This window comes from Parafrankia irregularis (assembly GCF_001536285.1).
Lineage (GTDB): Bacteria > Actinomycetota > Actinomycetes > Frankiales > Frankiaceae > Parafrankia > Parafrankia irregularis.
This window is the reverse complement of the sequence record NZ_FAOZ01000010.1, coordinates 48,511-62,999: the sequence shown is the minus strand read 5'-3', so window position 1 is coordinate 62,999 and position 14,489 is coordinate 48,511. Positions and strand designations below refer to the sequence as shown.

Below are 14,489 nucleotides of genomic sequence, written 5' to 3'. Positions count from 1 at the left end.
GTCCGTGGGTCAGCCGGTCGAGTCCGGTGCTCCTGCCTGCGTTGTTCGAGGCAGATCAGATCTCGAGGCAGATCAGATCGGGTTCCTGCGACTGAATCGTGATCGGGAAGGGTGCCAGTCGGAACTAGATACCACCACTGGTACGGCTGGCAGCCGAGAAGAGGGATGCCCGTCTTCCGGACAGCCATTCGTCGATGTCTGCGGCCTTCTCCGTAAAGGCCGCGTCAACCTCGTGATGAGGCGTGATCAGAAAGCGGTTGGCCGCCAGGCCCTGAAAGGCGCAACGGGCGACCTGCTCGGGCTCCAGGACCGGGGCGCTCGCCACCACCGCCCGCGCAGACGGGTGGCCGGAGTCGAATCCGTTCCTCAGCATGTCCGTGTTGACGCCCAGCGGGCACAGCGCGCTGATCTGAACGCCCCGGCCGCCGTAACTGAGTGCGAGCCATTCCGCCAGAGCAACCGCGGCAGCCTTCGTTACGGAGTAGGGGGCGTCGCCCGGGAGACCAAGCAGCCCGGCGGCCGAAGCGGTGATCAACAATGCGCCCGAGCCGCGGTCCACCATGGCTGGGAGCAGTGCCTGCGCGACATGGACGTGAGCCATGACGTTCACGGACCAGGTCCCGGCCCACTGGCGCGGCCGGGCTTCCAGGCCGGCACCGACGGCTATCCCGGCGTTGGAGCAGAACACGTCGACAGGGCCGAAATCCTTTTCGGTGCAGCGGATGAGGCTGTCGATGTCCGCCCGGTCCGCGACATCCACGCGGACGGCCTCCGTTCGACAGCCCTGTGCTGCCGCAATCTCGGCCACTCGTTTCGCCGCGGCCAGGTTGACATCGGAAACCACGACGGTGCTGGCGCCCTCCGCGGCAGCCCGTACGGCCAGCGCCGCACCTATGCCACTCCCGCCGCCAGTGACCACAACCAGCTTCCCGGCAAGAAGCACAGCACCTCCCCTGATGAATGTGGCGTCGCCGAACTCCGACCCCGGTCGGCGCGGGCCGACTGCGCATCTCGTCGCCGCCGGCGATGGGCGTGAGAGCGTTTCTCAACAGTGAGCACTCACTCAGGTCACAGCGCAGCCTAGGACTGGCCAAACCGGGACGCAAGGTCCCGGATGAACTTGAACTAGTGCCAAATTCCGTAAGGTCCACCATGGCTGGCTGGTCGATGGACGTGCCGTGCTAGGCGAAACCTTGCGAACAAGGCGCTAAAGGTGCTCCGGAGGTCGCCTTTGGCGGGTGGGAGACGGCGTCGGCGACCTCATCGACATCCCCTGATGGAGGTCGTGCGGCACCATGTGTCGGACTGGTGGCCAAGCCAACCGGACGGCTAGTTGGATCGGATCCAAATAGGTGAGAATGCAATTTTCTTCCATAGGAAATTGCTTTAAAGCAAGTAGGTGTTCCGGGGGAGCTCGAGGGTGCGCGGAGGTCAGGTCCAACGCTGGCGACACCGATTGGTGGTCTCATCGGGGCCTCCCGTCCGCCGGGCGGAGGTCTGCCGGTGCCGTCGGTCGGCCCAGGGCCACTCCTGGCAGAGGTGAGGTGCCGGACAGCCCGGGTTGACCCGGGCTGTCCGGCGGCCGGCCGCTGGGGCCGCCATCGACGCGAGCAGGCGGCGGCAATCATGTTCCGGGTGCAGTTGGGCCCGTCACCGCGACGACGGAATCTGCCGGCGCAGAAGGCGGCCAGAATGGGAAGCAGCTTGCCCGTCGGACTTCTGGCGCGGCACGCCGGTTTCTGCGAATGGCGCCAGTCGGTGGCGTCGCGGGACGGCTTTGGTGGAGGGCGCCGAAAGCTGAGTTCGCAGACAGCGGATAAGTAAATACATACTCACCTTTGATGTCGGTGCGACATCCGTAATCGTGGGCCGAAGCGCGCGGGCCGCACCGACGGACCGGCGAGTGGGCGCAGCTCAGAGCCTGGCGGTGCGGCGTGTGGAGACCGCAGGGATCACCTTCTCGCCGTAGGTGGTCAGGACGGCGTCCTTGTGGTCGTGCTGCAGGTAGAGCGCGAACTGGTCGACGCCGAGGGCGGCCAGCTCGGTGAGGCGCCGCACGTGGGTTTCCGGCGGGCCGATCAGGCAGAAGCGGTCGATGACCTCGTCGGGGACGAAGTCGGTGCACGAGTTGTCGGCCTTGCCGTGTGCGTTGTAGTCGTAGCCGGCGCGACCGGTGATGTAGTCGGAAAGCGCGGCGGGCACGGCGGCGCCGTCGGCACCGTAACGGGCCACGATGTCGGCTACATGGTTGCCGACCATGCCGCCGAACCAACGGCACTGGTCGCGCCCGTGCGCCAGACCCGCGTCGGTGCCGTCCGTGACGTAGGCCGGCGCCGCGACGCAGATGGCGACGGTCGCGGGGTCGCGGCCGGCGTCGGCGGCGGCCCGGCGCACAGCGGCAATCGACCAGGCGGTGACGTCGGGATCGGCAAGCTGGAGGATGAACCCGTCGCCGACCTCACCGGCGAGGGCGAGCGCCCTCGGCCCGTAGGCGGCGACCCAGATCGGCAGCCGGGATTCCCCGCCCCACGGGAAGCGCAGCTTGGTGCCCTGGTACTCGGCGACCCCGCCGTTGGCCAGCGGACGGATCACCTCGATCGACTCGCGCAGATGCGCGAGGGTGACCGGCCGGCCGCCCGTGACCCGCACCGACGAGTCGCCCCGGCCGATGCCGCAGACGGTGCGGTTGCCGAACATGCTGTTCAGGGTCGCGAACAGGGACGCGGTGACGGTCCAGTCGCGGGTGGCCGGGTTCGTCACCATCGGCCCGACCGTCACCCGGTGAGTGGCGGCCAGGATCTGGCTGTAGATGACGAACGGCTCCTGCCACAGCAGGTGCGAGTCGAACGTCCACACGTGGCTGAATCCGTACAGCTCGGCCTGGCGGGCCAGGTCGACGACCCGCCACGCCGGCGGGTCGGTCTGCAGAACGACGCCGAAATCCATGGTCTTGCCTCCGAACACAGCTCAGACACGGCTCAGATGAGGTTCTGGGACAGGCCGCGGGGGACGAACCGGCCGTGCGAGCGGCTGCCGACGTAGCCGGTCTCGTCCCTGATGACGGTGCCGCGGGACAGGACGATGTCGACGTGCCCGTCGATCTCGAAGCCCTCCCACGCCGAGTGGTCCATGTTCATGTGATGGCTACGGCCCGGGCCGATGCCGATGGAGGTGTGGCCGTCCGGGTCGTAGATCACGATGTCGGCGTCCGCGCCCGGCGTGATCACACCCTTGCGGCCGTACAGGCCGAACATGCGCGCCGGTGCGGTGCAGCACACGTCGACCCACCGCGCCACGCTCAGCCGGCCGTCCCTGACGCCCTGGAAGAGCAGGTCCATCCGGTGCTCGACGGAGCCGATGCCGTTCGGGATCCGGGAGAAGTCACCGATCCCGCGCTCCTTCTGGTCCTTCATGCAGAACGGGCAGTGGTCGGTCGACACGGCGGTGACGTCGCCGGTGCGCAGGTAGCGCCACAGCTCGTCCTGGTGGCCCTCGGCCCGCGAGCGCAGCGGGGTGGAGCAGACCCACTTGGCGCCCTCGAAGTCGCCCCACTGCTCGCCGCGGGCGCCGAGCTGGTCCTCCAGCGACAGGTACAGGTACTGCGGGCAGGTCTCACCGAACACGTTCTGCCCGGCGTCGCGGGCCTCGGCGATGCGCGCCAGGGCCTGCCGGGCCGACACGTGCACCACGTAGAGCGGCGCGCCGGTGAGGTCCGCGAGCATGATCGCCCGGTGGGTGGCCTCCTGCTCGGTCTGCCAGGGCCGGGTCAGCCCGTGGTGGAGCGGCGTCGTGCGGCCTTCCGCCAGGGCCTGGCGCACCAGGACGTCGATCGCCGAGCCGTTCTCGGCGTGCATCATGATCAGCCCGCCGTTGTCGGCCGCGGTCTGCATGGCCCGCACGATCTGGCCGTCGTCGGAGAGGAACACCCCCGGATAGGCCATGAACAGCTTGAAGCTGGTGACGCCCTCGCCGATCAGCTCGCTCATGGCCTTGAGTGACTCGTCGTCGACGTCGCCGATGATCTGGTGGAAGGCGTAGTCGACGGCGCAGTTGCCGCCGGCCTTCTCATGCCACAGCGCGAGCTGGTCCTGCACCCGCTGCCCGTGGGCCTGCACGACGAAGTCGATGATGGTGGTCGTGCCGCCCCAGGCCGCGGCGCGGGTACCGGTCTCGAACGTGTCGCAGGCGAACGTTCCGCCGAACGGCATCTCCATGTGGGTGTGGGCGTCGACCCCACCCGGGATCACGTACCTGCCGGTCGCGTCGATGACCCGGTCCGGCACCGCGGAGCCGGTGCGTATCGCCTCGGCGAGGGCGGATCCCGGTTCCAGCAGGGCGGCGACCCGCTCGCCTTCGACGAGGACGTCCTGGCGGGCGGTGCCGGTGGCGCTGACGACCGTACCGCCGCTGATGAGCAGGGAGCTCACGCCATCACCGTCCGCTGGTAGGAGTCGGGCCGGCGGTCCCGGTAGAACTGCCAGTCGTTTCGGACGCGGCTGATCTCGTCGAGATCGAGATCGCGGATGACGATCTCCTCTTTGTCCGCGGAGGCGACGTCGCCGACGAACCGGCCGCGCGGGTCGACGAAATAGGACGAGCCGTAGAAATGCGGGGCCTCGGCGCCGAACTCGTCGATCTCCTGGCCGATGCGGTTGTTCGCCGCGATGAAGTACTGGTTCGCGGCGGCCGCCGCCGGCTGCTCGATCTCCCACAGCCGGTTCGACAGCCCCGGCTTGGTCGCCGACGGGTTGAACACCAGCTGGGCGTTGTTCAGTCCCAGCTCCCGCCATCCCTCCGGGAAATGCCGGTCATAACAGATGTAGACGCCGACCCGGCCGACCGCGGTGTTGAACACCGGATAGCCGAGGTTTCCGGGGCGGAAGTAGAACTTCTCCCAGAAGGCCGGCAGGTGTGGAATATGGTGCTTGCGGTATCTGCCGAGCAGGCTGCCGTCGGCGTCGACGACCGCCGCGGTGTTGTAGTACTCGCCCTCGTTGGCGACCTCGTAGACCGGCAGGATCATGACGAGGCCCAGCTCGGCGGCCAGGGCCTGGAACCGCTCGACCGTGGGGCCCGGGATCGACTCGACATAGGCGTAGTACTTCTGGTCCTGCACGGCGCCGAAGTACGGGCCGTGGAACAGCTCCTGGAAACCGATCACCTGGGTGCCCGCGGCCGCCGCCTCGCGGGCCAGCTCCTCGTGCCGGGCGATCATCGACTCCTTGTCGCCGGTCCAGGCCACCTGGGTGATCGCGGCACGTACCGTTGCCATCGCATCCGACTCCTTGAATATGCCGCTTTCGCTCGTCCGCACGCAGCGCTCGTCCCGCAGTACGGTCACCTCGACCTCGAGTTGGCGAGCCGCGACTCGCCGACGAGGAACATCTGGTTTTCTCTGATGGCGAGCCTGCCGCGGATTGGCGTCCTGACGCCGACCTGGTGAGTCGCAAGAAGTAAGGGTTTGGTCGTTCCAACGACCGAAATCCTCAATTCTTGCGGGTTGCCAGGTTAGCCTGCCCCTTTTGCCTCTCTTGAGAGGAATTGGCGGTGCCGCGCGGTGGCGGGGGTCCTCGATGGTTGGCCGTGCGGGTGGGGTTCGCATTCCATCGGCGCTGCTCCGCCAGGCCCATGCCAGTGGTCCGGATCCGCCGTGTCTCAGGATTCTGCTGGATGCTCTGACGACCAGGGAGATCCCGAACTGCTGGATGAGGTCGGTGCGGTACCAACCGGACTGGGCCGGTCCGAAGTGGGGTCCGGGGTCGGACCCGGGGTCGGTGCGGCGTGATGAGCCGCCCACCGGCCGGGCCTCCCTCGGAGGCTGGCCGGCCTCGGTTGCCGGCGCTGCTCCTCCATGGTCGCCGAGGCGAGCGGAGGATCCTGGCGCCTGAATTCGTTCGTATTGCGCCTACTCGGCTGACCGTGGGTTCTGGCCAGTGGTCGACCGCATCGGCGGGTCTTTGTCGCGGAGTCTATAATTCTGCCCTTATCCGCCGTGATCGTGTGGCCTGCGGCTTTTGCCGCCTGTGTATCGCGGGGGCCGGTTTCCATGAGCCTGTCGGCGGTCCTGCCGCCGAAGGTTCGGGTGAGAGGCGGTACGCGGGTGGCGGACGACGGCAGGAAAATGCCATTCGACCTGCGTGGCGGCCGACCGCGACAGACAGTCGCCCGCCGCCTGACGGTGGCGGTAGCGGCGTTGACCTCGGCCGTGATCGTGATGGGCGCGGTGGGCGGCTGGGGTGCGTTGACCTATTTCGACGCCCGCACCCACCGGGCCGCGATCGGCGACCTCGGTGCGAACCGCCCGGCCGCCCGCGAGGGCGCGAAGAACTTCCTGCTGGTGGGCACCGACGACCGACCGGGCCTCGGGGGCATGCGTTCGGACACCACGATCCTCGCCCACCTCGGCGAGGACGGCAAAGTCACGCTGATCTCCTTCCCGCGGGACACCCTCGTGGTCATGCCCGCGTACACCGACTCCGCCGGCAAGATCCATCCGCCGAGCGAGGAGAAGTTCAACTCCGCCATCGCCAACGGCGGCGTCACCCTGCTGATAAAGCTGGTCGAAGCGCTGACCAGGGTGCGGATCGACCACTACATCTCGGTCAACCTGGCCGGCTTCAAAGCCATTACCGAGGTGATCGGCGGTGTGGACGTCTGCATCACCGAAAGGAATGTCTCGGAACGGTTCAAGTACGAAGGGAAATGGGTCACCAGCTCAAACACGAACGATCCAATGAGTGGGTTCAGGGGTGGTCCCGGGCACATCCAGATCAGCGGCGACCAGGCGCTGGCCTTCGTCCGCCAGCGCTATGGGCTTCCCGGCTATGACATCGGCCGGACCAAACGCCAGCAGTACTTCCTGAGCCGGATTCTCGCAAAAGTCAGGGAGGACGGCGTGCTCACCAGCCCGACCAGGGTCAGCGGCCTGCTGTCCGCTGTGGGCAACGCCCTGACCTACGGCGAGGGGACCAGTACGAAAGACGTGACCCAGCTCGCCAGCCGCCTGCAGGGGGTCTCGAACGGCTCCCTCGGCCTGCAGACCCTGCCCACGCACGCCCCGACCAAGGCAGAAGGCGCCATAGACGAGGCCAACGGGGAGTTCACCAAGCGGCTCGGAGCCGCACAGCTCTACAACCAGTCGGATCTCGACGCGGTCTTCGGACCCTTCGCCGGCGCCGGTGAAGGCGACGACGCGGCCGGCGGTGGCGATGTACCGATCTCGGTGCTCAACGGCAGCGGCACCGCCGGGGTCGTCGCGAAGGTCGTCCGAGATCTCGGCACCCGCGGCATCAGCGCCGACAGCGGCGGCAACGCCGCCTACAACAACTACAAGGCCACCTGGATCCGGTACGGCGCCGGCACCGAGGCCACCGCGCGCAAGCTGTTGAGCCAGATCCCCACGGCGAGGCTGATGGCCGACGACGATCTCGACGGCGGCGTCCAGGTCATCGTGGGATCGACCTACAAGGGCCTCGCCGACCTGCCGGCGCCCGCCCAGGCCCCGGGGGGCCAGGCTCTCGCGGGCGGCACCGGCGCGACCGGTTCGGCGAGCCCGGATGGCCCGTCCGCCTCGGGAAACTCGGCAGCCGCCACGCAGCCGGCCGGCTCCGCGGCACCGGCCCCGGAGGCCCCCACCGACTGCGTGTACTGACAGGCCCAGGAACACCCTGGGGCGTTTGTGCCGAGCCCAGGGGGAAGGTCCGGACGAGGAAGGGAAAGACGAGGAAGGGAAAACAGACCGGCGGCACGAACCGAAATCCGTGCCGCCGGTCCGTGCCGGTCGGGAAATGTTCCGGCCGGCGACCTGTCAGCTTCCCACCGAGGTCAGGGAATCGAGGTCGGCGACCGCGGTGCCGAGCCTCTCCAACAGCACGCGGGTCACCGCCGGGTCGACCATGGAGGTGATGCTCCACAGATAACAGCCGTGGAGCACACTGCGGCGTACCCCCAGCCGAGCCTCGTCCCAGGATGGTGGCTCGACCCCCGTCGTCCGCAGGCCGGCGCCCAACACGTCGAGATAGTGCCGCAGCAGGTCGTCCTCGTGGCGGCGGCGATCGGCGACGGTGAGGGCGGAGGCGATGTGGTAACCGGTGTCGAGATACCAGGGCGCCCGCTGCACGAGCTGCCAGTCCAGCAGCGACGGGCGGCCGGCGCCGTCCAGGAAGATGTTGCCGACATGCGGGTCGCCGTGCACGATCGTCCACGGCGTGGTGTCGGCGACCACCGCGGCCAGAGCGCCGTAGGCGGCCATGATCCGTCCGACGTCGCGCACCTGCTCGGGAACGCCCGCACCGGTGTCGCTGGTGTAGTTCGCCTCGATCTTGCCCCGCCACCCCTCGTCGCTGCGCGGCCCCATCCGCGAGCTCAGCCAGCCGGCGCCGGCCAGCCGCGGATCACCCCAGGTCGCGGTGTGCAGCCGGGCAAGCTGTTCCAGGCTTTCGGCCGCCTGGTCCGGGGTGTAGGGGTGCCGGCCGTCGAGGAAGGCACCCCCGTCGGAGATCACGTCCTGGGTGATCAGGATGTTGGCGCCGGTCGCGCCGTCGACCTCGGCGTAGACGCCGCGCAGCGTGCGCACGCCCGTCCGCTCGGCGAGGTCGCGGTAGAACAGCGTCTCCGGGATGCCGGCGTGGCGCGCCGGCAGGGTGCGCTCGGAGAAGTAGCCCTTGACGCACAGGTCGGGCGACAGCCCCTCGGGGACACCACCCGCGCAGGTGATGGCGAACCGGACGTTCGTCGAGATCCGGCTGACTGTCGGGCCGCGGGTGACGGCGGTGACCTCGATGCCGGGGAAACGGCGGCCGAGCGCCGCCGTCAGCCATTCCGGGGAGAGCACCTCGTCCAGCTGCTCGGGCACGCGGACGTCGGACATGCCGCCTCCTCAGTCGCCCTCGACCTCGAGGCGGCCGGTGCCGGCCAGGGACTCGAAGTGCGCCATGACCTGCTGCAGCGCGGCCGCCGGGTTGAGTTCGAGAACCTCGCTCGGCTCCTCGTAGACCAGTGAGTGCCCGGCGGGGAAGAAGTAGACGTCACCGGCGGTGGCGATCTCGTCCGGCCAGTTCGTGCCCGGGTAGATGGCCCGCAGCCGGCCGGAGAAGACATAGCCGTAGTGCGGGCACGGGCACACCCCGCCCGGCAGGCCCTGATAGCCGGGTGTGCAGTCGACCGGTCCGGTGGAGGTGTAGCCGACCTCCATGTCACCCCACTGCACCGACCTGAAACCGACGCCGCTGGCCGGCCAGCGGCCGCCGCCGCCCTTCGGTAACTCGCTCGGCTTGCTTACTGGCATTCGATCCTCCTGGCTCGGGCTTGCGTTGACTGCGGCTGCTGTTGCCTGGTCCCTGTTCCGTTGCCTGGTCTCTGTTCCGTGTCCGTGCGTCCGTTCCCGGTCAGGCCTCCCGGGCGGCGACGAGCGCGCCGCGGTTGACCTTCGTCGCCGCGCTGCGAGGAATCGCGTCGACGAACTCGACGGTCTTCGGGACCTTGTAGGGCGCCAGCCTGCTCTTTGCGTATCCGACAATCTCACTCGCCACCGGCGGATGTGCGGGATCCGCCGGTTCGACGATCGCGTGGACCCGCCGGCCCCATTCGGGATCCCGCAGGCCGATGACGACGACGTCCGCGACCTCCGGGTGCTCGATGAGGGCGGCCTCCACCTCGGCGGGGAAGACGTTGGCGCCACCGGAGACGATCATGTCGACGCGCCGGTCGAGCACGTACAGGTATCCGTCGGCGTCGAGGTATCCGACATCGCCGGCGGTGCTGAAGCCCTCGGCGGTGGCCCGCAGCGCGGGTGCGTCCCCCAGGTAGCGGTAGCCGGCCGACATCCGGGAGCGCAGGTAGATCAGCCCGGGCTCACCGGCGGGCAGCGACTGGCCGTCGTCGTCGAGCACCTGCACCTCGGTGTCGCGGAACGGGCGTCCGACGCTGCCCTCGTGTGCCATCCACTCGTCGGCGCGCAGCGCGGTGAGGCCGAGGCCCTCGGTCATCCCGTAGGCCATCACGAGCCGCTCCGGGCCGATCAGCTTCGCCCAGCGGTGTACCAGCGACGGCGGCATCGGGGCCGCTCCCTGCAGGACCCACACCAGGCTGGTCAGGTCCCGCTGCTCGATGTCGGGCAGGTCGGCGATGCGCTGCAGCATCGTCGGCGTGGCGGTGAACGTGGTGACCCGGCAGGCCTCGATCACCTCCACGACCCGGGCCGCGTCGAACTTCTCCATGACGACCAGCCGGTCGCCGGCAAGAAGGTTGTAGAGCGTCGTCAGGCCGTTCGCGTGGTACATCGGCGCGAGGACGAGGATCGTCTGCGGGCGCGGCACCGGGTTCCACGCGGTGATGAACGGCGTGGTCAGCCGTTCGTCGTAGCGCGACGGACGGTTGGTGAGAATGACCTTCGGGGTGCCCGTCGAGCCGCTGCTGCAGATGCCGTTGATCTGTGGCGAGACGGCGTCGGGCAGGTCGGGGACGGGCGTGCCCTCGGTGGCGTCGATCCAGCCGAGGTCGGCGTCGCCGAGGAAGACCTGTGGGTCGATCACGGCCCGCAGCCGGGTCAGCTCCCACTCCGGGACGTCCCAGCGCACCGGGACCGGGACCGCGCCGAGCTTCCAGGCGGCCAGCACGCTCAGCACGAACTGCGGCGAGTTGCGCAGCCCGATGCCGAGCCGGTCGCCGACCGTGAGCCCGCGATCCGCCAGCGCGCCGGCGAGCTGGCTCGACCGGCGGTCGAGCTCGGCCCACGTCGCCGCCGACTTCGTCCCGTCGAGGGCGATGTGACGTAGGGCCACCTCGTCCGGGTGGGCCGCGGCGAGGTCCCGGATGCGGCGCGCGTTGCTGGTTTCGGTGTCCACTAGCCGTTCTCCCTGGGCGTGGATGTGGGTGCGGATCCGGGCGCGGTTCCGGGTGCGGATCCGGGCGTGGATCCGGCTGTGCCGAAGTAGGCGCGTTCGAAGCGTTCGGGCTCGGCGGAGAGGTCGTCGGCCGATCCGTGCAGGACGACCGCGCCCCCGCGCAGCACCGCGGCGGAGTCGGCCGCACCGAGGGCCAGGCCGATGTGCTGCTCGACGAGCACCACCGCGCAGCCGTGCTCGCCGGCTATCCGGCGCACGGTCGCGAACAGGGCCTCGACGACGAGCGGGGCGAGGCCCATGCTCAGCTCGTCCACGAGGAGCACCCGGGGCTGCTGCACCAGCGCGCGGGCGAGTGCCAGCATCTGCTGTTCGCCGCCGGACAACGCCCCCGCGGGCAGGGACCAGCGTTTCTCGAGGTCGGGGAAGATCTCGAGCATCGCCGCCGGCTTCGGCCCGCCGCGGCGCGCCGCGACCCGGATGTTCTCCTCGACGGTCAGCGTCGTGAACAGGCACCGGTTGTCCGGGACGAGGACGAGCCCCGCGCGGTTCGCCGCCGTCGGCCGGCCCCCGGGGAGCCGGGTGCCGTCGAGGGTGACGGCGCCGGCCTGGCTCGGCAGCAGGCCGGCGAGGGTGAGCAGCAGCGTGGTCTTGCCGGCTCCGTTCGGCCCGAGCAGCGCCAGCACGGAGCCGGCCTCCACGGCCAGGTCGACGTCGCGGAACGCGGTGGCGGTGCCATGCCCGCCGGTGAGGCCGGCGCAGGTGAGCCGGGGTGACGTCATCAGGTCACCACCGGGGCGGGCTCGGCAGCCGGTTCGGCCGCGGGTTCGGCGCCGGGCTCGGCGGTCGGCTGCGCGGCGGGTCCGGCGGTCGGCTGCGCGGCGCCGAGGTAGGCGTCCATGACCGCCCGGTCGGCCCGGATCCGCTCGGGATCCCCGTCCGCGATCAGCCTGCCGAAGTCGAGGACGTAGACGTGGTCACAGATTCCCAGCACCAGGCTGACGTCGTGGTCGACGAGCAGCACACCGACTCCGGAGGCACTGATCGCCCGAATGCGCTCGCCGAGCCAGGCCGTCTCCGTCGTGTCGAGGCCGGCAGCGGGCTCGTCGAGCAGCAGCACCCGGGTGTCGGCGGCGCAGGCGCGGGCGATCGACACGAGCTGCCGCTCGCCGTGGCTGAGCGCGCTCGCCGGCCGGTCGGCCCGGTCCGCGATGCCGACCAGGTGCAGAGCGCGTTCCAGCGCATGCCTGCGCTCGTGCCCGGGGACACCCGACAGCGCGGCGCCGACGTTCTCCTCGACGGTGAGGTCGTCGTACAGCTCCAGCGCCTGGAACGTGCGCGCCAGGCCATGGCGGACCCGCCGGTGCGTCGGCAGCGTGTCGATCCGGACGTCGTCGAGGTGTGCCGTCCCGGTCGCCCGCGCGAATCCGGTGATCGCGTCGATCACGCTGGTCTTGCCGGCGCCGTTCGGCCCGATGAGACCGACGATCTGCCCTGGCTCGACGCGCAGCGAGACGTCGTCGACGGCCAGCACACCGCCGTATCGCACGGTGAGATGGTCGACCCGCAGTGTCGCGGTCCGGGTGGCCGCCGGCGGCGACGGTACTGGTGCCGCCGTCATCCCGGCCGTTCCGATCGGCTCCGCGGAGCCGGGTTCGGCGGAGCCGGGTTCGGCGTGCCTCGCGGCCCCGAGCCCGGGTGGGCCGACCCGTCCGACGAGCGTGCGCAGCCGCCCGGCGAGCTGGTGCCCGCCGCTGGCCAGTCCTTCCGGATGGCCGATCAGCACCCCGATCACGCCCAGGCCGGACAGCACCGGGAACCAGTCGCCGAGGTCGACCCAGCGGTCCATGGCGACGAACGCGACTCCGCTGCCGCCCATCACCCCGGCGAGAATCCCGCCGTAGACGGAGGTGACACCGGCCAGGTAGGCCGTCGACAGCAGGGTCAGGCCGGCGATCGCGCTGAACGAGTCGAAGGTCACGACACCGCGGCGATAGGCGAGCAGGCTTCCGCCCAGGCCGGCGATGAACGACGCCAGCGCGAAGCTCACCACCTTGACCCGGACGACGTCGATCCCGATCCCGGCGGCCGAGCGCTCGTTCGCGCGCACCGCCAGCATCGCCGAGCCCAGCGCGCTCATCCGTAGCCGCGCCACGCCCCACGCCACGGCGACCAGCACCGCCAGGCACATCAGCCCGAACGGCAGCCGGGGGAAGGCGTGGCCACTGCCGATGCCCAGGTCGAGCCCGAACAGTGTCGGCTGCTCCACGGTGGCGCCGTCCGAGCTGACGAAGTCGGAGTTGCGGAACCAGACCGCCTCGATCGCGTAGGCGAGGGCGAGGGTGACGATGCCGAGGGTCAGCCCGCGCAGCCGCAGTGCGGGCAGGCCGACGAGCACCCCGACGGCTGTCGCGACCAGGGCGGCCAGCAGCGGCGCGATGGGGAAGGGGACGCCCCAGCCGCTGGTGAGGCCGGACAGTGTGAACGCGGCGCAGCCGGCGAGGGCCAGCTGCGCCAGCGACACCTGCCCGGCGAAGCCGGTGACCACGACGACGGACAGCCCGATGACCGCGCCGATAAACGTGCCGATCACCGCGCTGCGCCAGGTGCCGTCGGTGAGCAGCAGCGCGAGCACACCCAGGCCGGTGCCGGTGAGGGTGGGCAGGGCCAGCGACCGCGGGCGTGGCGCGTGCCCGAGCGGTTGGCGCACCAGCGACCCGCGGACTGGCAGGCCCCGCCGGCTGGCCAGCAGCGCCACCATGATCACAAGAAGGGGTACCAGCTCCGCCAGCCCCGATTCGGGCAGCCAGGAGTGGTCGGCGGACAGCGAGAGCGCCTCCGACTGCACCATCCCGATCGCGAGGCCGGCCGCGACCGTCGGGAACAGGTGCTGGAAGCCCCCGACGACCGCGGCGGCCAGCGCCGGTACCACGAACAGCGTGTAGTTGGACGGGGTGAGTGGGCTGAGCGGGGCGATGAGGATCCCCGCGGCGCCGGCCACGGTGCCACTGATCATCCAGTTGGCCAGCGCGACCCGGTCCGGGGAGGCCCCGCTGACGTACGCGCCGGTCTGCGACTGGGCCACCGCCCGGGTGAGCAGGCCGAGCCTGGTAGCCCGGAAGACCGCGGTCAGTGCGAGCGCGATGGCGACGACGGCGAGGGCGAGGTAGAGCCGGTCGGAGAGCACGGTCAGCGAGCCGAGCGTCCAGCGGTCCTCGGGGAAGATCGCCTCGACGCTGACCGGCTCACCGCCGATCCTGATCGCCATCACGGACTCGACGACGACGAGCACCCCCAGCGAGGCGACCGCCCGGGCCAGCGGCGGGGCCTCCCGCAGCGGCCGGAACACCAGCAGGTACAGCAGGGCGCCGAGCAGCGCCCCGACGACCAGTGCGATCGCGGCGGCGGGAACCAGCCCGAGGCTCCCGCCGACGTCCACGGTCTTCGGCAGCCCCGGCACCGGTATCAGCAGCTCGCCCTCACGCAGCGAGCCATAGGTGTAGGCGACGTAGAGGGCCACCGACCCGGTGGCGAAGTTGATGACCCCCGAGCTGCGGTAGGTGAGCACCAGCGCGAGCGCGAGCGCCGCGAAGACGCCGCCGTTGCCGAGCCCGAGCAGAAGCGAAGCGACATGGTCCATGGGGAACT

At 70.2% G+C, this 14,489-nt stretch carries 10 protein-coding genes; 1 reads left to right on the top strand and 9 read right to left on the bottom strand.

All coding sequences use genetic code 11. The features are described 5' to 3' along the window. Positions 1 to 124: 124 nt before the first annotated feature. The 4 genes from AWX74_RS17680 to AWX74_RS17665 all read right to left on the bottom strand — a co-directional run bounded on the left by AWX74_RS17680 (position 125) and on the right by AWX74_RS17665 (position 5,272). A complete protein-coding gene (locus tag AWX74_RS17680) occupies positions 125 to 919 on the bottom strand; it encodes an SDR family oxidoreductase (protein WP_242666302.1) in 795 nt (264 codons plus the stop codon). 995 nt (positions 920 to 1,914) lie between these two features. Beyond that, complete coding sequence (locus AWX74_RS17675) at positions 1,915 to 2,946, bottom strand: TIGR03842 family LLM class F420-dependent oxidoreductase (protein WP_091278210.1); 1,032 nt, start codon at positions 2,944 to 2,946, stop codon at positions 1,915 to 1,917. A gap of 32 nt (positions 2,947 to 2,978) precedes the next feature. Continuing rightward, positions 2,979 to 4,427, bottom strand: coding sequence for a dihydropyrimidinase (gene hydA, locus AWX74_RS17670; protein WP_091278020.1), 1,449 nt, complete (start codon positions 4,425 to 4,427; stop codon positions 2,979 to 2,981). Beyond that, positions 4,424 to 5,272, bottom strand: coding sequence for a nitrilase-related carbon-nitrogen hydrolase (locus AWX74_RS17665; protein WP_091278019.1), 849 nt, complete (start codon positions 5,270 to 5,272; stop codon positions 4,424 to 4,426). Before AWX74_RS17665 ends, hydA begins: the two co-directional genes overlap by 4 nt. Before the next feature lie 810 nt (positions 5,273 to 6,082). On the opposite strand from AWX74_RS17665, the gene AWX74_RS17660 reads away from it, so the two are divergent. After that, positions 6,083 to 7,651 (top strand): LCP family glycopolymer transferase, encoded by a 1,569-nt coding sequence (locus AWX74_RS17660; protein WP_242666288.1) that lies wholly within the window; start codon positions 6,083 to 6,085, stop codon positions 7,649 to 7,651. 156 nt (positions 7,652 to 7,807) lie between these two features. On the opposite strand, the gene AWX74_RS17655 is transcribed toward AWX74_RS17660, so the two are convergent. From AWX74_RS17655 to AWX74_RS17635, 5 genes are all read right to left on the bottom strand, one after another. Then, on the bottom strand, positions 7,808 to 8,869 hold the full coding sequence (locus tag AWX74_RS17655; protein WP_091278015.1) for a phosphotransferase: 1,062 nt from the start codon (positions 8,867 to 8,869) through the stop codon (positions 7,808 to 7,810). Between the two features lie 9 nt (positions 8,870 to 8,878). Beyond that, positions 8,879 to 9,286, bottom strand: a complete 408-nt coding sequence (locus AWX74_RS17650) for a cupin domain-containing protein (RefSeq protein ID WP_091278013.1) — start codon at positions 9,284 to 9,286, stop codon at positions 8,879 to 8,881. Between the two features lie 100 nt (positions 9,287 to 9,386). Continuing rightward, positions 9,387 to 10,844: a class I adenylate-forming enzyme family protein gene (locus AWX74_RS17645; RefSeq protein ID WP_091278011.1), complete on the bottom strand. Its 1,458-nt coding sequence runs from the start codon at positions 10,842 to 10,844 to the stop codon at positions 9,387 to 9,389. Further along, positions 10,844 to 11,623: an ABC transporter ATP-binding protein gene (locus AWX74_RS17640; RefSeq protein WP_091278009.1), complete on the bottom strand. Its 780-nt coding sequence runs from the start codon at positions 11,621 to 11,623 to the stop codon at positions 10,844 to 10,846. Before AWX74_RS17640 ends, AWX74_RS17645 begins: the two co-directional genes overlap by 1 nt. Then, positions 11,623 to 14,481, bottom strand: coding sequence for a branched-chain amino acid ABC transporter permease/ATP-binding protein (locus AWX74_RS17635; RefSeq protein WP_091278007.1), 2,859 nt, complete (start codon positions 14,479 to 14,481; stop codon positions 11,623 to 11,625). Before AWX74_RS17635 ends, AWX74_RS17640 begins: the two co-directional genes overlap by 1 nt. Positions 14,482 to 14,489 lie beyond the last annotated feature (8 nt).